The organism is Myxococcus sp. XM-1-1-1 (assembly GCF_020037095.1).
In the GTDB taxonomy this organism is placed as follows: Bacteria; Myxococcota; Myxococcia; order Myxococcales; family Myxococcaceae; genus Myxococcus; species Myxococcus fulvus.
The window spans coordinates 249,314-271,364 of the sequence record NZ_JAIQDH010000005.1; the positions used below are offsets into that span (position 1 = coordinate 249,314).

Sequence of the window (22,051 nt, forward strand, 5' to 3'; positions counted from 1 at the left end):
GTGCGCATGAACCGGCGGGGCTTCATCCTCTGGCTGACGGGCATGTCGGGCGCGGGCAAGAGCACGCTGTCGCGGGCGCTGCGCGAGCGGCTCTCCCCCGAGCGCGCCGTGGAGGTGTTGGACGGCGACGAGGTGCGCACGTGGCTGACGCGGGGCCTGGGCTTCTCGCGCGAGGACCGCGAGGAGAACGCGCGGCGCATCGGCCATGTGGCGCGGCTGCTCGCACGGCACGGCGTGGGCGTCATCGTCGCGGCCATCTCCCCGTACCAGCGCTCTCGCGCGGAGGTGCGCGCGCTGGCGGCGGAGGCCCAGGTGGACTTCGTGGAGGTCTACATCGAGGCGCCCCTGGACGCGCTCATCACCCGCGACGTGAAGGGGCTCTACAAGAAGGCGCTGGCGGGGGAGCTGCCGCACTTCACCGGCGTCTCGGACCCCTACGAGGCCCCGGAGTCGCCGGACGTCACGGTCCGCTCGGCGACGGAGCCGGTGGAGGCGGGGGTGGAGCGCGTGCTGGACGCGCTCCGGGCGCGGGGCCACCTGTCACCCCGCGCCGCGTGAGCGCTCGCTAGAGCACGCGCTCCATGCGCACGTACGGGCGCTCGGCCTGGATGCCCTTGGCGCGGCAGTGCTCCAGGTACTTGTTGGACTCGATGAGCTGGGGCGCCGTCTCGTCGTAGACGAGGATCATCACGTGGCGCAACCAGGGCTCCTGACCCATGGCGTAGACGTAGACCTCCTTGGGCGTCAGGTAGTTGGAGATCTCCGACGCGCGGGCGCAGTCGGAGCCGTTGAGGCGCCGGGCCTGGTCCATCTTCCGGGGCAGCGGGTTGGTGAGCAGCGGGCCGTACATCCAGCTCATCGGGCCGCCCTCGCACTCCATGCCGAGGAAGAGGATGTCGATGGGCCCGATGATTTCGCGCAGGTGCTGGTACATCCGCGGCTCGAGCGCGTTGGAGTCCGCCGCCATCAGGATGGACTTGCCGCCCAGCCGCACCAGGTGCGCCGTCTTCGCCTGGATGGCCAGGTCACTGTGCTCGCCGATGAAGGGCAGGCCGGTGATGGAGCCGCCGGGGATTTGAATCTCCTGCAGGTCGTCGATCTCCACCACGTTCTTGAAGCCCGTGGCCTGGAGCATCAGCCGCAGCGAGGGGTCCGCCAGCGAGTTGCCGTTGTTGCGCGGGACGATGATGGTGCCCACGCGGTGACGCAGCTGGATGAGCGTCTCCATCATCAGGTGGTCGGCGTGTCCGTGGGTGATGACCACGTAGTCCACGTGCTCGGGCAGGTCCGCGTGGGTGTAGCGCGGCAGGTCCGTGGGGAACTCGTAGCTGATGACGGGGTCGGTGAGGATGCTCACCTCCTTGGTCTCCAGCAGCACGCAGGCGTGGCCGAAGTAGCGCACGCGCACGCCCTCGCCGTCATAGCGGGCGGCCTTGCGCGGCACCACGTCGGTGAACAGGTCCGCGAACGCGGCGGCGGCCTTGGACGGCACGCCGAGCATCTCCGCCACCTGGCCCGGGGAGCCCGGCGTGTGGCGCATGCGGAACAGCGCGTCCAGGCCCTCGTGACGGAAGGGCACGTTGAGCCAGATGGGCGTGTCCTCCTCCAGGCGCGGCGTGCTGAAGATGTACGGGCGCCAGTCGCCGTCCACCTGGGACAGCGTCACGCTCTGCGAGGACTCCTGGTAGAAGCGGCTCTTGTAGAGCAGGGGCTCGATGAAGCGGGCGCTGGCGCGGTTGCTCAGGTCGTACGTGAGCTCCACGTAGCCGCGCAGCAGGTCGGGCACCTTGGCGTAGAGCGCCTCGAGCGAGCCGCCGTTGTTGGGCGCGAGCAGCTGCTCCAGCTCGCCCACCGCCTTGGTGTAGGCGAGCATGTGGGCCTGCTCCTTCTGCGTGCGCTCCAGGAGCTCCTTCACGCGAGGGGCCTTGGCCGTGGGGTGGTTGATGAAGGGGCCGCCCATCAACATGGGGTTCTTCAGCGCGGCCACGTGCACGTCCGGGTTCGCGACGAAGGACTGCATCAGCTTCTGGTGCAGGTTCGTGACGAACAGGGGCGCGGTGGCCGGCGAGAGCAGGTACCACCACGCGTACCACTGGTTGTACAGCGGCTCGATCGCCACGTTGGGCTTGAGGTACATCGGTCGGTCCAGCATCGGTTCTCCAGGCGAGCTTCGATTATCGAGGAGGGCTCGGAGACTGGGAAGCCCCAGGTGACGGCTGGCCGCCCGCCGAGCGCGAGTAGGGCTCCGGGCCCACGCGGGGTGTGTCTTCCGGGTGTGGCTTCCTGCTCGCTCGGCTTTCCCGTGCGCTACGATTGCGGCGGAGTTTCAAGAGTGCGCAGGTTTTGCGCGTCATCACGTGGAGACATCGTGAAGGCTCCGTCGAGTGTGGCCGAGTTGCCGGTGGCGTCGTGGGCGCGGGGGCTGGGGCCGTCCGCCATCCAGGACATGTTGCAGAAGATCACGCGGCCGGGGGTGTACTCGTTGGCCCTGGGGTTGCCGGCGGCGGAGCTGTTCCCGACGGAGGGGATGGCGGAGGCGGCGGCGCGGGTGCTGGCGGAGCAGGGGCAGGCGTTGCAGTACTCGGCGACGCTGGAGCCGTTGCGCGAGCAGGTGGTGGCGCTGATGGCGAAGCGGGGCGTGCGGTGCTCGCCGGCGCAGGTGTTCCTGACGACAGGGGCGCAGCAGGGGATGAACCTGCTGGCGCGGCTCTTGTTGGAGCCGGGGCGCAGCGTGTTGTTGGAGGACCGGGTGTATTCGGGGTTCCAGCAGGTGCTCGCGCCCTACGACGTGCGTCGGGTTCCGGTGCGGCGGGATGCACGCACGGGGTTGGACCTGGATGGGATGGAGGCGCTGCTCGCGGCGGGTGAGCGGCCGGCGCTGTTCTACACGATGAGCGACGGGCACAACCCGCTGGGGACGAGCCTCGCGCGGGAGGCTCGGGAGCGGCTGGCGGGGCTGGCGCGCGAGTACCGGATGCCGGTCATCGAGGATGATGCGTATGGGTTCCTGCACTACGAGGAGGGCGGGGCGCTCGCGCCGGTGAAGGCGTGGGAGTCGGAGTGGGTGTTCTACGTCGGCTCGTTCTCGAAGATCCTCGCGCCGGCGCTGCGGGTGGGCTGGGTGGTGGTGCCGGAGTGGATGGTGTTCCGGCTGGCGACGGTGAAGGAGGCGAGCGACATCGACACGACGACCTTCCCGCAGCGGATGGTGCTGGCGTTCCTCCAGTCGGGGCGATTGGAGGGACATCTGGCGACGCTGCGGCGGGAGTACCGGCTGCGGCGGGACACGTTGCTGAAGGCGCTGGAGACGCAGCTGCCGGCAGGGGCGACGTGGACGACGCCCACGAGCGGGATGTTCGTCTGGGTGGAGCTGCCCGAGGGGATGGACAGCACGGTGTTGCTGTCACGCGCGCTGGAGACGCAGCAGGTGGCGTACCTGCCGGGACAGGCCTTCGCGGTGAGCGGTGGACGCTCGGCGTCGCATGGCCTGCGGTTGAACTTCTCCGCCTGCGCGCCGGAGCGGATCACCGAGGCGGTGCGCAGGTTGGGTGAGGTGCTGCGGGAGGGGTGAGCTCCGTCAAGTGCGCCGCGGCGCCAGGTCGCGGAGCGCTCGCCGGTCGAGCTTGCCGTTCTGGGTCCTTGGCAGCTCCGCCAGCACGCGGAGCTCGTCGATGATCATGTACCGGGGCAGTCGCTCGGCGCAGTGCTTCTTGAGCTGGAGGAGGGTGGGCTTCGTGCCGTCGACGGCCACGACGAAGGCCACCAGTCGCGCGTCCAGGCCGGACTCGGTGGTGACGACCCCTGCCTCCCGCACTGCTGGATGGGTCAGCAGCGCCGTCTCGATTTCGCCCGGCTCGATGCGCCGCCCTCGCACCTTCAGCATGTTGTCGCGGCGACCGAGGTACTCGAACCCGCCATCCGGAAGCTGACGGCAGAGGTCCCCCGTCGCGTAGGGCCGCGCCTCCTGTGGCGGCTGACCCCAGTATCCCAGCATCACCGTGGGCCCCTCCACCATCAGCTCTCCGACGCCCGGCTGCGTCGCTTCGTCCGCCAGCCAGACGCGGTTACCACAGCTCGCATGTCCGATGGGCACCGGCTCGGTGCGCTCGGGGGCGATGTCGCCCACTTCGTAGGCGGTGCAGACGTTCGTCTCCGTGGGACCGTACAGGTTGAAGAACCGCGCGGTGGCGAGGCGCTCTCTCAGTGGGCGCAGGTGGCGGATGGGGAAGGGCTCGCCCGCGAACAGCACCGTCCGGAACGGGAGGTCTTCGTGCTCCAGCAGTCCTCCCTCCGACATCATCAGGATGAGCGCGGAGGGCACCGAGTACCAGACGGTGAACCGCTCGCGCAGCACCAGCTCCACCAGCTTCTTCGGCGTGAAGGCCAGCGCCTCCGGGATGAGCGTGACGGAGGCGCCCCCGAGGAACGCCGCATAGAGGTCCAGCACCGAGAGGTCGAAGAAGAACGGCGCGTGGTTGCTGAAGCGGTCCTCCGGCGTGGTGCCCAGCAGCGCATGGCTCCACTCGATGAAGGCCAGGGCGTTGCGCTGGCTGATGCACACGCCCTTGGGCGTGCCCGTGGAGCCGGAGGTGTAGAGGATGTAGGCCAGCGCGTGGTCGTCCAGGCCATGCCCCGGCAGCGACTCCGGGGAGACGTTGCCCAGGTTCGTCCATGCGCGCGCAGGACCCGTGTCGTCCACCAGCAGGAAGCGCAGACGGTCGAGGCCCCCGTTGCGCAGCTCGGATGCACGTGCGGCGCTGGTCACCACCACGTCGATGCGGCAGTCGTCGAGAATGAGCCGCGTGCGCGCGGCCGGGTTCAGTGGATCCAACGGGACATAGGCGGCGCCCAGCCGCGCGATGCCCTGCATGGCGGCCACTGCTCGCGCCGACTTCTCGGTCCACAGGCCTACCCGGTCGCCGCGCTGGACCCCCAGCTCCTGGAGGACCCGCGCCACCTGGTTGGCGAGCGCGTCGAGCTGTCCGTACGTGAGGATTTCATCGGGCCCCCTGACGGCGATGGCCCCGGGGTTCCGCGCCGCGGCGCGCATGACAATCTGGTCGAGCGTCATAGGCCCAGGTGACTGGCGATGATGTCGCGTTGCATCTCCGAGGTGCCGGAGAAGAGGGCGCTGGGAATGGCGTCACGCAGCACGCGCTCGATGCCCACCTCGGCCACGTAGCCCAGGCCTCCGTGGATCTGGATGGCATCCAGGCCGCATTGGATCGCCCCCTCACTGATGGCCAGCTTGGCGAGGGACACCTCCATCGCCGCGTCCTGCCCGCGGTCCATCAGCCAGCAGGCCCGGTACAGGAGCAGTCGCGCCGCATCGAGCCGCTGCTTCATGTCCGCCAGCCGATGGGAGATGGCCTGGTTCTTTCCGATCGCCCGCTTGAACTGCTTGCGCTGTCGGGCGAAGTCCACCGTCTGCTCCAGCACCCGCTCCATCAACCCGACATAGGCGCCGAACAGACACGCCCGCTCCCACTGCATCGAGCGCTTGAACATCGGCGCGCCCTGGCCTTCCTCTCCGAGCCGCGCGGAGGCGGGCACCCGACAGCTCTCCAGATAGAGCGGGGCGATGGGGGAGGTGGACAGGCCCATCTTCTGGAAGGGCCGTCCCACCGAGAGCCCCGGCGTGTCCTTCTCGATGAGGAAGGCGCTCAAGCCCATGTAGCCGTGTGAGGGCGAGGTGACGGCGTACACCAGGAACACGTCGGCGACCGGCCCGTTGGTGACGTAGCTCTTGCTCCCATCGAGCACGTAGTCGTGGCCGTCGCGCACCGCCCGCGTCTTGAGCGCGAAGACGTCCGAGCCCGCCTCCGGCTCCGAGATGGCGTTGGCGCCCACCCACGCTCCCGCGCACAACCGGGGGAGGTAGCGCTGCTTTTGCGCCTCGTCGCCGCACTCCAGCACCGGCAGCACGCACGCGAACAGGTGCGCCCCCACGGAGAAGACCAGCCCCGTGTCCGCGCATCCGCGTCCCAGCGCCTCCATCACCCGCGCCGTCGTCAACGTGTCCAGCCCGAGCCCTCCGTGGTGCTCGGGCACGGGCAGGCCCAGGAAGCCGAACTCACCGCATCGGCGCCAAAGGTCCCTCGGGAATCCCTCATGGCCGCCGGCCTCCGCGCTCAACTCCGACTTCGCGAACGACAGAGCGCTGTCGTACAGCTCCACCTGTTCACTCGAAAAGCTGAAGTCCATGCGGTCCTGAGTCGTCAGGGGTTGATGGGCCAGCCGCGCCGTGAGATTCGTGGGCGTCTGAAGACTTTCACCCTGGTGTGTGTGAATCGTCAAGAATCCCCCGGGTTGCCTTGGCTTGCATGTGTGTCGGGTTGGGTCTGTTTTGATTGTCTGGTATGTGATTCGCAATGTTTGACCTGGAGATTCCGGGTGCGTTAAGGGTTTGTGCAATGCGACACGAGGCAATCGCTGTCGTGGGCATCGGCCTTCGATTTCCTGGGGCCGAGTGTCCGCGGAGCCTGTGGAGGCTTCTGTGCGAGGGATTGGACGCCACCCGAGAGATCCCGACCTCCCGCTGGGAGAAGGGCTTGCTCCATGACCCCACCCCGGCCACTCCGGGGAAGGTGCGCCACTGGCGCGCTGGACTGCTGGAGGACGTCGCATCGGCGGATCCCCAGGCCTTCCGTCTGTCGAAGCGGGAGCTGCGGCAGATGGATCCCCAGCACCGCGTGCTGTTCGAGTGCGCGTGGCACGCGCTGGAGGACGCGGGCATCCCCCTGGATTCCCTCCGAGGCAGCCGCACCGGGGTCTTCGTCGGGGTCAACTTCAATGACTTCCAGCGGATGCTGGCGCGGGACTGGGGGGCGCTGGATGGGTATTCCGTGCTGGGGTCCACACCGTCCTTCGCGGCCAATCGCATCTCCCATGCGTTCGACCTCCGGGGGCCCAGCACCTGCTCCAGCGTGGGCTGCGCCTCGTCGACGACGGCCGTACATGAGGCCTGTAGAAGTCTGATGTTGGGAGAAGTGGACTGCGCGCTCGCAGGTGGTGTGGAGCTGATGCTCTCTCCGGACAGCAGCATCATGCTCTCCCAGGCCGGGGTGCTGTCGGCGCGCGGGGAGTGCCGGACCCTGGATGCCGGAGCGGATGGCTACATCCGTGGCGAGGGCGCCGGGATGCTCGTCCTCAAGCCGCTGTCCCGGGTGGACCCGACTGATCGCGTGTACGCGGTGATCCGCGGCAGCGCCGTGAACCACAACGGCCGGAACGAGTGGATCATGGCGCCCAGCATCGAGGCGCAGACGGACGTCATCCGTCAGGCCTGCTCACGGGGCGGCGTGGAGGCCGCCAGCCTGGACTACGTGGAGCTGCACGGCTCGGCCTTCCTCAAGGGCGACGCGGCGGAGGCCATCGCCATCGCCGAGGCGCTGGGTGGCGCGCGCTCGGAGCCCTGCCGGCTGGGCGCGATCAGCAACAACCTGGGCTATCTGGGGGCGGCGGCTGGCATCGCGCAGCTCATCAAGGTCTGTCTGTCCTTGTACCACCGCACCTGGCCGCCGACGATTCATGTGGATTCCCCTAATCCCACACTCGCTTTCGACGAGCTGGGGCTGCAAATCCAGTCACGCCTGGAGGCCTGGTCAGACCGCGGGGCAGGTCGACCCGCACGCGCTGGCGTCGTGTCTACCTCCCTGGGTGGGTCCAATGCCTTTGTCGTCCTGGAGTCCGCCCCGGAATTCCCTCTCATGCAAGGGCTTGCGGCCATCTCGTCGAACCACCTCCTGGTGCTCTCCGCGCTGACCCCGGAGGCACTCAGGCAGCAGTCCCAGCAGGTTCTGGATTTCCTTTCGGAGAACGCAGACTCTGCTGTCCGGCTCGGGGATGTCTGCTTTACCGCGATGTTCAAGCGGCAGCACCATCGCCATCGTGCCGCGATGCTCGCCGGGGGGCGGGAAGGATTGATGCGAATGCTGAAGGCATTCATCGGTTCTCCGGAACAGACCCTCTGGGTGGAGGAGGGCCTGCCGAGCCACTGGGTCGAGGCGGCGCGGACCTATCTGGAGAAAGGCAGGGTTTGCCGCGAGGCCTTCCCAGGGCTCGAAGGACGATGTGTAAGTCTTCCGGCCTATCCCTTTCAGAGACAGCGTTTGTGGCCGGAGTGGCTTTCGCCCGAGGTGGTGTCTCGTGCTCCCTCGCGTTCGAGGCCGGAGTCCGCCGAGGCGCCCGTGCCCAGGACGGCCACGGGAATGGACTTCCGGGAGGGAACCACACCAGCGCGCGAGGCCCGGCTGCTGGAGCTCCTCCAGGGGCAGGTGGCGGCGGTGCTGGAGGTGGAGCCCGCGGAGCTGGACTGGCGAGGGCGGACGCTGTTCGAGCTGGGAATGAGCTCGGTGTCCCTGGTGATGCTCTCGGGTCGGCTGACGCGGGAGCTGGGCGTGGCGGTGGCGACGACCTTCCTCTTCGAGCATCCACGGTTGGACTCGCTGGCGACGGGCTTGCAGGGGCTCCTGGATTCGCGGGCGGGGGGCGCTCGGGCGTCTGACGAGGACGCGGGGCTGGTGGAGCGCATCTCCGGGTTGTCGGAGGCGCAGGCCCGCGAGCTGATTGCGCGGAAGCTCGCGGAGCTCGACCACGAGGAGGTGGAGGGATGAGCCGCGAGGACGGTGCGGGCGTGGAGTTGACGCCGCTGCAGCAGGCCTTGCTGACCATCGAGAAGCTCCAGCGCAAGCTCGGGGCTGTCGCCCGGGCTGACGACGGCGCCATCGCCATCATCGGGATGGGCTGTCGGTTTCCAGGCGGAGCCTCGAATCCCGCACGTTTCCGTGAGCTGCTCTGGAGTTCGGGTGACGCGGTGACGGACGTCCCCGCAGAGCGTCGAGCGCTGCGGGGCGCTCATGACGCTGAGCCGTCCGCGCCTGGCAGGACGACGATGCGCCGGGCGGCGTTCGTGGAAGGCGTCGACCGGTTCGACGCGGAGTTCTTCCGCATCTCCCGACGGGAGGCGGAGGGGATGGACCCGCAGCAGCGCTTCTTCCTGGAGGTGAGCTGGGAGGCGCTCGAGGACGCGGGGCTCTCGCCGCACCGGCTCGCGGGGACGCGGACAGGCGTGTTCGCCGGCATCCACGCTCGGGATTACGCGCTGATCGCGGACGGTGGGTTGGAGCGCGTCGACGCGCACTACTCGACGGGCGTGGACGCGAGCTATGTCGCCGGGCGCCTCTCGTATCTGCTGGGCCTGGAGGGGCCCTGCATGGCCGTGGACACGGCTTGCTCGTCCTCGCTGGTCGCGGTGCATCTGGCCTGCCAGAGCCTGCGCGCGGGCGAGTCGACGGTGGCCATCGCGGGCGGCGTGAAGCTCCTCCTGGCGCCGCATCTGAGTGTGTTCCTGGCCAAGGCGGGGGCGCTCTCTCCTCGCCAGACCTGCCGCGCCTTCGACCGTGACGCGGACGGGATGGTGCAGGGGGAGGGATGTGGCGTGATCATCCTGAAGCGGCAGCGGGACGCCGTCCGGGATGGAGATCGAATCCTCGCGACGATTCGAGCCACGGCGACGAACCATGATGGCGCGAGCGGTGGGCTGACGGTGCCCAATGTCCGAGCGCAGGAGTCGCTGTATCGGCTCGCGCTGGAGCGCGCGGGACTCGAGGCGGGGCAGGTGGACTACCTGGAGGCCCATGGGACGGGGACCCGGCTCGGAGACCCCATCGAGCTGGAGGGGATTGCCAGGGTCTACGGGCGTGGGCGGGGCTCGGCGCGGCCGCTGTGGATCGGCTCTGTCAAACCGAACATCGGTCACACCGAAGCGGCGGCGGGAATCGCGGGGATCATCAAGGCGGTGACGGTCCTGCAGACGGGGGAGGTCCCGCCCGCTGTGCACTTCGAGCACCCGACGCCCGAGTTCACCTGGGAAGGCTCCGGTCTCGAAGTGGTCCGCGAGCGCAGGTCCCTCCCGGAGGTGGGTCGTCCGCATCGGGTCGCCGTGAGCTCGTTCGGGATGAGCGGGGTGAATGCTCATGCGCTGCTCGAAGCGCATCGGGAGACGGTGGCTGCCGCTCCGGATGTGGGGCCCTACCTGTTGCCGCTCTCGGCGCGTGGCGAGGCCGCGCTGAGGGAGTTGGCTGGGGCGTGGTCGCGTCAGTTGCCGGGGATGAACCTCCGGGATGCATGCTTCACGGCGGGGGCGGGACGTGCGCACCACGAGCGGCGCCTCGCCTTGGTTGCCAGGACGCGCGAGGAGCTGCAGGCGCTGCTGCGCCGCGCTTCGGAGGGGCGTGAGGGGGAGGGGGCGTTCCAGGGGCGGCTCAAGGGCTCGGGCGGACGTGGCGTGGTCTTCGTGTTGGGAGATGACGTCTCCGCGGCCCGTGGGCGCATGCGCGCGGAGCATGGCCAGGAGCAGGCATTCCTTCGCCACGTCGAGCAGCTCGACGGCGTCTTCCGGCAGGTGGCGGGCGTGTCCGTGTTCGAACTTGCGCGTGAGCGTGAGGCCGGGCACCTGCGCTCCGCCGACCAACGCGACGGCCTCGCCCACGAGGTGGCGGGCGAGTCGGTGGCCGAGCAGGAGCGCACGAAGGCGGCTGCACGCCTTCGCCCTATCGACGGGCGCGATGGCTTCGTCGGCGAGGCGGGCGATTCGGTGCTCGCGCAGGGGCGCGACGATGTGGCTGCGCGCCGTCCCCATGGCGAGAGCCGCGATGGCCTCGTCGGCAGAACGCAGGGTGAGTCGGTGTTCCAGCCGGTGGGTGGGCACGAGGGGGATGCAGCGCTCCTCCTCATCTGTCAGCTCGCCCTGGCGGAGATGTGGCGCGCCTTCGGCGTCGAGCCGTCCGCTGTCGCCGGTCATGGCGTGGGTTCAATCTCCGCCGCCGTCATCGCGGGCCTGCTCACCGTGGAGGAGGCGCTCCGGAGCGTCCTGGGGGTTCTCCCGCCTGGCTCGCTTCCTGTCCGTCCGGCGAAGTGCGCCTTCCTGTCCTTCCGAGAGGAGGCGTGGCTGGACGCGGGAGCAAACGGGACAGCTGGCGACCTGGCGAACCGGGATGCTCCCGACGTGGACCTGTCCGCCGAACAGTTGATGGAGCGGAGCGCCTCCGTCTACCTGTCGCTGGCGTGTGAGGCCTCTCTCGGCGAAGCGTTGGAAGCGGCAGCGCAGCGCCGGGGCCGGGACGTGCTCGTGCTGCAGGCCGGCTTGGGGACCCGTCAGGAGCTGCTGACCCTCGCCGCGAGGCTCTACTGTGCTGGAGTCCCTCTCCGCTTCGAGCACCTCTTCCCGGAGGGGAGGAAGGTCGTCGCTCCGACCTACCCGTGGCAGCGCGAGCGCTTCTGGTGGGACGGCGAGATCGCGCCCGTGGTGGTCGAAGATGCCGCCGCGGGTGCGGAGTTGTTTCACGAACTCTCGTGGAGCCCTCGTGAGTCGGAGCACGCGCAGGCCCGACTGGATGGCACCTGGCTCATCGTCTCCGAGGAACCGGAGGCCACCCAGTCGCTTCGTGATGCACTGGCCGATGCGGGAGGCGAAGTGGTGCTGGCGCGTCCAGGCGCTGCCTTCGAGCGCGTGTCGGCTCGCGACCAGCGTCTCGACTTCACCCAGGTCGCGTCCTTCTCGATGTTGCTGCGCGAGCTTTGCTCCGCTGACCAGCCGCTTCGCGGAGTGCTCTTCCTGGCTCGCGCCGGAAACCCCGAGTCCTTGCCCCGAGATGTCCGGGCCCAGGCCGTCGCCCTGACCTCGCTCGTTCAGGCCCTGGCCCGCGCGACGCTGGAGAGGCCCCCTCGGCTGTACCTCATCACCCGAGGCTCGCAGGCCGTGGGCGGAGGCTCGGAGTCGGTGTCTCTCCTGGGCGCCTCCCTCTGGGGGCTCGGGCGGGTCATCGCCTACGAGCACCCCGAGCTGCGGTGCCTCCGCATCGACGTCGACTCCGTGTCAGGGGTGGATTCGTCGCGGTTGCTCGTGGACGAGCTCCGTCGCTCCTCCTCGCCCGGCGCGGAGGACGACGAGGTCGCGCTGCGCGGAGACAGACGGCTGGTCCCGACGCTCACCCAAGGACGTCGTCCCTCCACGAAGCCGTTCCGTCCGCGAGCGGACCGCACGTACCTCATCACGGGTGGGCTCGGCGGCATCGGGCTCAGGTTGGCCTCCTGGCTGGTGGACCACGGCGCGCGTCACCTCGCGCTCTGCGGCCGGATGGGAGAGACGCCGGAGGCGCGTCGGGCCCTGGCTCCCTTGCGCGCGACGGGAGCGCGGGTGGACGTCTTCTCCGTCGATGTGAGCCAGTCCGAGGCGGTCGCGGACCTGTTGCGCTCGGTGCGCAGTGGAGGACCTCCCCTCGGCGGGCTCTTCCATTGCGCGGGTGTGCTGGCCGACGGCTCCCTGCTCCAACTGGAGCCCCGGAGCTTCGACCGCGTCCTGGGCCCCAAAGTCGACGGAGCCTGGAACCTCCACACACTGGCCACGGATGATTCGCTGGAGCAGTTCGTCCTGTTCTCATCGACCGCCTCGTTGCTGGGCGCTCCGGGGCAGGCCAACTACGCCGCGGCGAACGCCTTCCTCGATGCGCTGGCCCACCTTCGTCGCGCACGGGGGCTGCCCGCCATCAGCCTCCAGTGGGGAAGCTGGGCGGAGGTCGGCATGTCCGCCGCGGACGCCAGGCGCGGTGCCCGACTCGCCGAGCACGGCATGGAGCCCATGTCCGTCGACGCCGCGCTGTCCGCCATGGCCCTCACGCTCGCGGACGCCCCCGTGGTCCGCGCCATCGCCCGCTTCGATGCGGAGCGCTGGGCGCGCAGTCACCCATCCGTGGCGCGCTCGTCCCTGTTCCGTCCCCGGGTCCGCGCGCCCGCCGCGGAGGCTGAGCCGCGCAAGCTCCGCGAGGTGCTGCTCTCGCTGGAGGGCTCCGCGCGCTCCCAGATGATGGAGGCCCGGCTGAAGGACATGGTGGCCCAGGTCTGCCGACTGGCTCCCGAGCGTCTCGCGGCGACGGATTCGTTCGAGTCGCTGGGCCTCGATTCCATCATGGCGCTGGAGCTGCGCGACCTGGTCCTGGGCGAGCTCGAGGTGGGGCTGCCCCTCAAGCGCTTCGTGGATGACGGCTCCATCGGGCAGGTGGCGGCCGAGCTGCTGGAGAAGCTCGCCGTCGCCAGTGTGATGGGCGGAGTGTCCTCGGCGCGCACCGATACCAAGCGGGTCCTCCTATGACGCTGGCGGAGCTCCTCCAGTCGCTGGCCGCTCACGGCATCACGCTGAGCGTGGACGGCGAGCACCTGGCCGTCGACGCGCCGGACGGGGTGCTTCCCCCGCACCTGCGCGAACAGCTCATGGAGCACAAGGCGGCGCTCCGCGCACTCCTGTCGGAGCGGGACGAGCCTCTGTCAGGCACTCCCTTGGAGGTGGTTCCTCGGCCCGAGGAGCGGCACCTGTCGTTCCCGATGACCGAGCTCCAGCAGGCCTACAGCGTGGGCCGACAGGCCGAGCTGGAGATGAACGCGTCGATGCACGCGTACAACGAGCTCGACTGTCCCGGGCTCGACCTCGCGCGCTTCGAGGAGGCGTGGAACCGGGTCGTGGACCGCCACGAGATGCTGCGCGCCGTGGAGGCCCCGGGCTTCCAGCAGCAGATCCTCCCCTCCGTCCCTCGCTACCACCTGCCCGTTGAGGACCTGCGCGGGCGCGGCCAGGAAGAGGCCGAGGCACGCCTCGTCGCCATCCGCGAGCGGCTGTCCCAGCAGGTGCTCCCGCTCGACCAGTGGCCCTTGTTCGAGCTGCGCGCGTGTCTGCTCGACGGCGACCGCGTGCGCCTCTTCATGAGCATCGATGGGACCTTCATCGATGGGTACAGCTTCCAGCTCCTCTACCGGGACCTGGTTCACTTCTACCGGCACCCCGAAGCCACAGTCGCGCCCCTCACGCTGTCGTATCGGGACTACTCGCTCGCCGTGCACCATGCCCGAGGTGCCCGCTACGCGCGCTCGCTCGAATACTGGCGCGCACGCCTCCCGCACCTTCCGCCCGCGCCCGACCTCCCGCTGGAGAAGGACCCCCGTACGCTCCGGCGCCCGCGCTTCCGCCGCTGGTTCGCGCGCGTGGACGCGGAGGTGTGGCAGCGGCTCAAGCAGCGGGCCCGCGCACGCCGGCTGACCGAACCCGAGCTGCTGCTGGCCGCGTACGCGGAGGTCATCGCCCGCTGGAGCCGTGGCCCGCGCTTCACGCTCAACGTCCCGCACTTCAACCGGCTGCCCGTCCACCCCCAGGTCAACGACATCATCGGCACCTTCGCCAGCTTCACGCTGGTCGAGGTGGACCACCATCCGGAGCGCAGCTTCACCGAGCGCGCGCTGGCGATTCGCGAGCAGCTCCTCCTCGCGCTCGAACATCGCGAGGTGAGCGGCGTCGAGCTGCTGCGAGAGCTGTTCCGCGCCCAGGGGCGCATCTCCGGCGCCATCATGCCCGTGGTGATGACGAGCTTCGCCTCCCACTCCCGGAGCGGGGACTCGCATTGGGTGGACTTCCTGGCGGAGTCGTTCGGCGGGCTCGTCGAGGCCCTCACGCAGACGCCACAGGTGTGGATCGACCTTCAGATCGTCTACCAGCGGGGCGGCGTCTTCCTGAACTGGGACGTGGCGGAGGAACTCTTCCCGTCCGGGATGCTGGAGGACATGTTCGCCAGCTTCCACGCGCTGCTCCTCCGATTGGCGGAGGACGACGCGGCCTGGGAGCGCGCGGACCTGGACCTGCTTCCGCCGCGCCAGCGCGAGCTCATCGCCCGCGTCAACGACACGGCCCGTCCGCTGAGTGGTGAGCTGCTCCACACAGGCTTCTACCGGAACGCCGCCGCGCGTCCCGACGCACTCGCCCTGGTCGCCGAGGGGTGCACGCTGAGCTATGGCGAGCTGGCTCGTCGCGCCAACCGCCTGGGCCATGTGCTGCGAGAGCGTGGCGCCGCGCCCAATCACGTGGTCGCGGTGGTGATGGAGAAGGGGTGGGAGCAGGTCGTCGCGGTGCTCGGCGTCCTGGCCTCGGGCGCCGCGTATCTGCCCATCGACGCGGGCCTGCCGCTGGAGCGGCGCTCCTTCATGATGCGCAACGGCGGCGTCGAGCGGGTGGTGACCCAGCCGAAGTTCGCCCGGGACTCGTGGCCCGGGTCCGTCCAGGTGCTGGTCCTCACCCCCGAGGCCTTCGGTGAGTACCCCGACGCGCCGTTGTCGACCGCGCAGCGGCCCGAGGACCTCGCGCACATCCTCTACACGTCCGGATCCACGGGCCAGCCCAACGGGGCGATGCTCACGCATGCGGGGATGGTCAACGCCATCGAGTGGACGAACCGCAAGTACGGCGTCGGACCGGATGACCGGCTCATCGCCCTGAGCGCCCTCCACCACGACTTCTCCGTCTACGACGTTTTCGGAACGCTGAGCGCGGGCGGCACGGTGGTGATGCCCGATGCCTCCCGGCGCAGAGACCCCTCGCATTGGGTCGAGCTGATGGCCCGCCACGGCGTCACGCTCTGGAGCACCGTGCCGGCGATGATGGAGATGCTGCTGACGTACCTCGAGGGAGGCAACGTCCGGCTCGCGTGTCCGCTGCGGCTCGTGATGTTGGGGGGCGACTGGATCGCCGTGACGCTCCCCGGGCGCCTGCGCGCGCGCTTCGGCGGTGTGAAGGTGGTGAGCGTCGGCGGCCCGACCGAGACTTCGCTCTGGAACATCACCCATCCCGTCGAGGAGGGGGACGAGCGTCGTCGCAGCATTCCGTACGGCAAGCCCATCGCCAACACCCGGTACTACGTGCTGGACGAACGGCTGGAGGAGCGGCCTGTCTGGGTCCCCGGCGAGCTGTGCTGCGCGGGCATTGGCGTGGCCCTGGGCTACATCGGCGCGGGGGCGGGCTCGCGGAAGTTCACTGTCCACCCTCGCACGGGCGAGCGCATCTATCGCACCGGAGATCTCGGCCGGTATCTGCCCGATGGCACCATCGAGTTCCTCGGCCGCGTCGACTTCCAGCTCTCCATCCGTGGACAGCGCATCGAGCCCGGAGAAATCGAAGCGGCGCTGCTCCGTGCTCCGGACATCCGCGCCGCCGTGGTGGGGGCCGTCGGTGAGCACCATGAGAAGCGACTCGTCGCGTATGTCGTCCTCGCGGACGGAGCGCGGGAGCTCGACACGCGGCGCGTCCGCGAGTTCCTCTCGCGCGTGCTCCCCGAGCACATGGTGCCCGCGACGTATGTCGTGCTGGACGCCCTTCCGCTGACCCGCAACGCCAAGGTGGACCGCCGGGCGTTGCCTCACCCCGACGAGGTCGCCCAGGCGAAGCAGGACACCGCATCGCGGCCGCCCCCGGCGATAGGGGGTGGGGAAGGGACGCGCGCGCTCCAGGACGCGCTGTCCAAGGCCGTCGGGGCCGTGCTGGGGATTCCGGCGGTCCATCCGGATACCAACTTCTTCGAGCTCGGCGCCAACTCCGTGCACCTCATCCAGCTCCACCTGCGCATCAAGCAGGCCCTGGCGCTGACCATCCCCGTCGTCGAGCTGTTCGGGAACCCGACGGTCCGCTCGCTCGCGGCGCGACTCGGCGCTCCGGGGACCGCGGCGCGTACCACGCCCGTCGTCGAGGTACCTCCGACGCAGGAGGACCGGGACATCGCCATCATCGGGATGAGCGGACGTTTCCCCGGCGCGGCCACGCTCGATGCGTTCTGGCGCAACCTGGTGGATGGCGTCGAGTCCGTCGGCACCTTCACCGATGACGACCTGCGGGCCGCGGGCGTGAGCGAGTCGGCGTTCCGGGACCCGCGCTACGTCCGCGCCTCGGCGGTGATGGAGGACTTCGACGCGTTCGACGCCGACTTCTTCTCCCTCACCCCCCGCGAGGCGCGCTCGCTGGACCCTCAGCAGCGCGTGTTCCTGGAGTGCTCGTGGGAGGCGCTCGAACACGCGGGCTACCCACCTGGCGCGGGCGACGCCGTCGTCGGTGTCTACGCGGGCAAGAGCGTCAGCCACTACCGCTATCCGTATCCGGACCTCACGCGGCCGCTCAGCTTCTTCCAGGACCTCGTGTCCCAGGACAAGGACTTCCTGGCGACGCAGACGTCCTACAAGCTCGACCTGCGCGGTCCGAGCCTGAACCTCCAGACGGCCTGCTCGACGTCGCTCGTCGCCGTGTCGACGGCCTGCGACGCGCTGCTCGACGGACGCTGCGACATGGCGCTCGCGGGCGGGGTGGCCATCAAGGTCCCGCACAAGGTCGGCTACCTCTACGAAGAGGGCAGCATCTTCTCGAAGGACGGCCACTGCCGGCCGTTCGATGCCCGGGCCAGCGGCACCCTCCCTGGAAGCGGCGCCGGCGTCGTCGTGCTCAAGCGCCTGAAGCGAGCGCTCGCCGATGGGGACCGGGTCCTCGCGGTCATCAAGGGCTCCGCCATCAACAACGACGGGCACCGGAAGGTCGGCTTCATGGCGCCCGGTGTCGAAGGGCAATCCGACGTCGTCCGCCGGGCGCACCAGCGCGCCGGCATCGACCCTCGGAGCATCTCCTACGTCGAGGCGCACGGGACGGGGACCGCCATGGGCGACCCCATCGAGGTCGCGGCGCTGACCCGGGCCTTCGGTGAGCAGGCGGAGTCCCGGTCCTGTGCGCTGGGCTCGGTGAAGAGCAACATCGGGCACCTGGACAGCGCGGCGGGAATCGCCGGGCTCATCAAGGTCGTGCTGTCCCTCCAGCACCGCACCCTCGCGCCCTCGCTTCACTTCGAGGCGCCGAACCCGCGCATCGACTTCGAGCACAGCCCGTTCTTCGTGGTCGACAAGGCCACGCCGTGGAATGTGGCGAGCGGCCCGCGCCGCGCCGGAGTCAGCTCTTTCGGCATCGGCGGCACCAACGCGCATGTGGTGGTGGAAGAGGCTCCCGCGGCACAGGTGCCCGAGGCCTCCGGCGCGGATCGCCCCCGTCATGTCCTGACGCTCTCGGCGCGCAATGACGCGGCGCTGCGGTTGCTCGCGGGCCAGTACCAGGCGCTGTTGGAGGGAACCGACGTGTCGCTCGCGGACGTGTGCTTCTCCGCGAACACGGGCCGCGTCGCCTTCGAGCATCGGCTCGCGGTGGTGGCCTCGGAGCGTGGTGCCATGGCCGCCTCGCTCGGCGCCGCGGCGAGGAGCGAGGAGCGTCCGGGGTTGGTACACGGCGTGCTCGACGCGAGGTCGTCGCCGAAGGTCGCGTTCCTCTTCTCGGGGCAGGGCTCGCAGTACGTCGGCGCGGCTCGCGAGCTCTATCCGACGCATCCGGGTTTCCGCCGCCGCATCGATGCGTTCGATGTGCTGCTGCGTGACGTCTGGGGACGCTCGCTCCACTCCGTGCTCTATCCGGAGCCGGGACACGACTCGCCCATCGACCAGTTCGACTACGCGCAGCCGGTGCTCTTCGCGCTCGAGTACGCGCTGGCCGAGCTGTGGATGTCCTGGGGCATCCAGCCCGATGTCCTGCTCGGACACAGCACGGGAGAGCTGGCGGCGGCGTGCCTCGCGGGGGTGTTCAGCCTCGAGGACGGACTGAAGCTGGCGCTCCACCGTGGCCGGCTGATGCATCAGCTCCCAGAGGGAGGAAACCTCGCGGTCTCCACGGGTGAGGCGGAGGTGCGCGAGGTCCTGGCGCGAGGCGGATGGAGCTGCTCCATCGCCGCGCTCAATGGTCCCGACAACGTGGTCGTCTCCGGTCCCCCTGGCGAGCTGGGGGAGGTGGCCTCGGCCCTGGAGTCGCGCGGCCTCAAGGTGCGCCGCCTGAACATTCCGCGCGCGGCCCACTCGGTCATGGTCGAGGCCATCCTCCCGGAGTTCAGGGCCGTCGCCTCCACGCTCTCCTACACGCGGCCCGCCATCCCCATGGTCTCCGGGATGACCGGCGAGCCCATCACGGACGCCATCACCACGCCGGACTATTGGTGCCGCCAGCTCCGAGACCCGGTGCGTTTCGCGCAGGGCGTGGAGCACCTGTACCGCGACGGGGTGCGGGTGTTCATCGAGATGGGGCCCAAGGCGACGCTGCTCGGCATGGCGGCGCGGTGCGTTCCGGAAGGGGAGTGCGCGTGGCTGCCGAGCCTGCGGCCCGAGGACGGCGGCTGGCAGCAGATGTTGGAGAGTCTGTCGGCGCTGTATGTCCGAGGCGTCCGCGTGGACTGGACGGCCTTCGAGGCGGGCTTCACCCGGCGCAAGGTGGCGCTCCCCACGTATCCCTTCCAGCGGCAGAGGTACTGGGAAGAGGGCGCGGGGCTGCAGCGGCTTCAGGGCACGAGCGTCACCCGGGAGGAGCACCCCCTGCTCGGCGCGCGCCTGCCGTGGGCCGTGATCGGGGCGGACGCGCTGCTGTTCGAGTCGACGCTGGGTCCTTCGTCGCAGGCCTTCCTGGGGCAGCATCGCGTCTTCGGGACTCCGACGTTGCCCGCGACGGCCTACGTCGAGATGGCGCTGGCCGCGGGCGCGCGACTGCTCGGCACGAAGGCGCCGCGGTTGGAGAACCTGTCCTTGCTCGCGGCGATGACCTTCCCTGGAGACTCCCGTCGCAGGGTGCAGTGCTCGGTGAGCAAGGACGAGGCTGGCACGGCGACGGCGCGCATCTTCAGTCGCGCGATGGATGACGCGGAAGGCGAGTGGGTCCTTCATGCGACCGCGACGCTCCTCGCCCCACTCGAGGGAGAGGCGCCTGGTGAGTCAGCGGGCTACGACGCGGTGCTCGCGATGCAGCGGGCCGCGCTGCTCATCCCAGACCCTTATCGAAGGGCGCGAGAGTCCGGGGTCGACTTCGGCGCGGAGTTCCAGGGCATCACCGAGCTGCGCCGACAGTCGGAGCAGGTCCTGGCCCGAATCGAGAGGCCCGCCGCGCTCGGGGACCACGACGCGTTCTTCGCGCACCCGGCGCTGCTGGATGCGTGCCTCCAGGTGGTGGGCGGCGTGTATCCGGAGTCGAGCGGCTCCGAGCTCTATGTGCCGATGAACGTGGAGAGCCTCGAGCTGTTCGGAGGACTCGACGCGCGGATGTGGAGCCACGCGGTGGTGCTGCCCCTGGATGCCACGTGGAAGCGGCTTCGCGCCGATGTCCACGTCTTCGGGAGGGAGGGGAGGCTGTGCGCGCGAGTCCTCGGACTGGAGCTCCAGCGGACCCGTCGGGAAGCGTTGAGCCCGGCGACCCAGTCACCGCTGGATGGATGGCTCTACGAGCGCCGGTGGGAGCCGCTCGTGCTGGAGGCGGCGGGCACCCCTCCGACGGAGCGCGGACCGTGCCTGATTCTCGCGGACGAGCGTGGGCTGGGGCTGCAGCTCGCGCGAGCACTCGAACGGGATGGACGGACCTGCTTCATCGCGTTCCGCGGCCAGACGTTCCGTGCCATCGGCGACACGCGCTTCGAGTTGCCGGAGGACCCCGAGGTGCTCGCGGAGGCCCTGCGGACCCTGCGGCTTCCGGCCTCGCTCTCGGACGTCATCCTGCTGTGGGGGCTCGACGGCGCGGATTCGGAGGACCTCGACCCGGCGAGCCTCGACGCGGACGCGCGGCGCGGATGCGGAGGCGGCCTCGGGCTGCTGCGCTACCTCATCGAGCGTGGATACTCCCAGGCCGTGTGGTGGGTGACGCGGGGCGCGCAGGCCGTCGTCACCGGGCAGTCACTCCCTGGGATTGCACAGTCGCTGCTCTGGGGCCTGGCGCGACCTGTCGCCATCGAGTCCTCCGAGCTGGATGTCCGGTGCGTCGACCTTGATCCACGGAGCGCACCGGATGCGCAGGTGGAGGCGCTCACGCGGGAGCTCCACGCGCGAACAGAAGTGGCGGACAACCAGGTCGCCTTCCGCGGTGGCCGCCAGGTCGCACGGCTGCGCAGGGTCTCTGCTCGCGAGGTTCTGCCCGCGTCCTCGCGGCGGGCGGGCGCTGACGCTGTCCGGGAGGATCGCACCTATCTCGTGGTGGGTGGGCTCGGTCGGCTGGGGTTGCTGACGGCGGAGCTCCTGGCGAATCGGGGCGCGCGGAGCCTCGTGCTGACGGGGCGTGGCGCGGTGGGGCCGGAGGCGGCCGAGCGGCTGGCGCGACTGCGCACGCTCGGGGTGCGCGTCGAGTACCGACAGGTGGACGTCGCGGACGAGGACGCGCTCGCGGCAGTGCTCCGGGAGATCTCCGACGAGCTCGCGCCGCTGGGTGGCGTGTTCCACTCGGCGGGTGTGCTGGATGACGGAGTCCTGCGCCAGCAGCGCTGGGCCCGCTTCGAGAACGTGCTCAGGCCCAAGGTGAGGGGAGCGTGGAACCTGCACCGGCTGACCTCGAAGCTCGCGCTCGACCACTTCGTGTTGTTCTCGTCCGTGGCCTCCCTGGTCGGCTCCGCCGGACAGTCGAACCACTGCGCGGCGACGGCGTTCGAGGACGCGTTGGCGCATCACCGCCGAGCCCTCGGACTGCCGGGGCTCAGCATCAACTGGGGGGTGTGGGCGGGAGACGCCGGAGCCCGCGTGGACGTCGGCGCGCGCTCCCACACTCCGGGCTGGGGGAGCCTCCCCGTGCGCGAGGGGCTGGCGGCACTGGAAGCGCTGCTCACGAGCCCTGTCGCGCAGGTGGGCGTCGCGGAGATCGACTGGGCGGTGTTCGGCGGTGGCCGCTCCTCGCCCTACGACGCCGAGCTGCGCGACGCGGCCCGGGGGCGGACCGTGGAGCGCGCGCGATTCCTGGAGACACTCGCACGCTCGCCCGTCACGCAGCGTCGCAAGCTGCTCCTGGACTACCTGCGTGAGCAGGTGGCGTGGATTCGCGGCGCGGCCTCCGGTGCGTCGGTCGACCCCTCGCAAGGCTTCAGCGAGATGGGCATCGACTCCCTGGCGGCGCTGCAGCTCAAGAACCGGCTCCAGAGCGGCTTCGGGCTCTCCCTGCCCGCCACCCTCGTCTTCAACTACCCCACCACCGAGAAGCTCGCGGAGCAGCTCGCCGCCGCGTTCCTTCCCCTGGAGTTCGCCTCGCCCACCAGCGCCCCTCCCGAAGCCCCGGAGCAGGGCACGTCCGAACTGGAGAACCTGTCCGAAGCGCACCTCGCCCACCTGCTCGAAGAGCAGCTCTCGAAGATGAACTAGGAGCCCGCCG

8 protein-coding genes are annotated in these 22,051 nt (G+C 69.9%); 5 read left to right on the forward strand and 3 right to left on the reverse strand.

Annotated features, from left to right (window positions below):
* The first annotated feature begins 6 nt into the window (after nt 1–6).
* Entirely contained in the window at nt 7–558 is a 552-nt protein-coding gene (gene cysC / locus K8640_RS13405) for an adenylyl-sulfate kinase (RefSeq protein ID WP_046714122.1), read from the forward strand.
* 7 nt (nt 559–565) lie between these two features.
* On the opposite strand, the gene K8640_RS13410 is transcribed toward cysC, so the two are convergent.
* Nucleotides 566–2,152, reverse strand: a complete 1,587-nt coding sequence (locus K8640_RS13410) for an MBL fold metallo-hydrolase (RefSeq protein ID WP_141328022.1) — start codon at nt 2,150–2,152, stop codon at nt 566–568.
* Nucleotides 2,153–2,368: 216 nt separating this feature from the next.
* Between K8640_RS13410 and K8640_RS13415 the strand changes: the two genes are divergently transcribed.
* Nucleotides 2,369–3,571 carry a PLP-dependent aminotransferase family protein gene (locus K8640_RS13415; protein WP_223747396.1) on the forward strand — a complete coding sequence of 401 codons (1,203 nt, stop codon included), beginning with the start codon at nt 2,369–2,371 and terminating at the stop codon, nt 3,569–3,571.
* Nucleotides 3,572–3,577: 6 nt separating this feature from the next.
* Here K8640_RS13415 and K8640_RS13420 read toward each other — a convergent pair whose 3' ends face one another.
* Both K8640_RS13420 and K8640_RS13425 read right to left on the reverse strand, forming a co-directional pair.
* A complete protein-coding gene (locus K8640_RS13420) occupies nt 3,578–5,071 on the reverse strand; it encodes an amino acid adenylation domain-containing protein (protein WP_223747397.1) in 1,494 nt (497 codons plus the stop codon).
* Complete coding sequence (locus K8640_RS13425) at nt 5,068–6,204, reverse strand: acyl-CoA dehydrogenase family protein (protein ID WP_223747398.1); 1,137 nt, start codon at nt 6,202–6,204, stop codon at nt 5,068–5,070. Before K8640_RS13425 ends, K8640_RS13420 begins: the two co-directional genes overlap by 4 nt.
* Before the next feature lie 209 nt (nt 6,205–6,413).
* Here K8640_RS13425 and K8640_RS13430 point away from each other — a divergent pair, with 209 nt between their 5' ends.
* From K8640_RS13430 to K8640_RS13440, 3 genes are read left to right on the forward strand one after another with little or no spacing between them, the layout of a single operon-like run.
* Nucleotides 6,414–8,615 carry a beta-ketoacyl synthase N-terminal-like domain-containing protein gene (locus K8640_RS13430; RefSeq protein WP_223747399.1) on the forward strand — a complete coding sequence of 734 codons (2,202 nt, stop codon included), beginning with the start codon at nt 6,414–6,416 and terminating at the stop codon, nt 8,613–8,615.
* Nucleotides 8,612–13,150 carry a type I polyketide synthase gene (locus tag K8640_RS13435; RefSeq protein ID WP_223747400.1) on the forward strand — a complete coding sequence of 1,513 codons (4,539 nt, stop codon included), beginning with the start codon at nt 8,612–8,614 and terminating at the stop codon, nt 13,148–13,150. The genes K8640_RS13430 and K8640_RS13435 overlap by 4 nt, the downstream gene beginning before the upstream one ends.
* Nucleotides 13,147–22,041, forward strand: a complete 8,895-nt coding sequence (locus K8640_RS13440) for a non-ribosomal peptide synthetase/type I polyketide synthase (protein ID WP_223747401.1) — start codon at nt 13,147–13,149, stop codon at nt 22,039–22,041. Before K8640_RS13435 ends, K8640_RS13440 begins: the two co-directional genes overlap by 4 nt.
* The last annotated feature ends 10 nt before the right edge of the window (nt 22,042–22,051 follow it).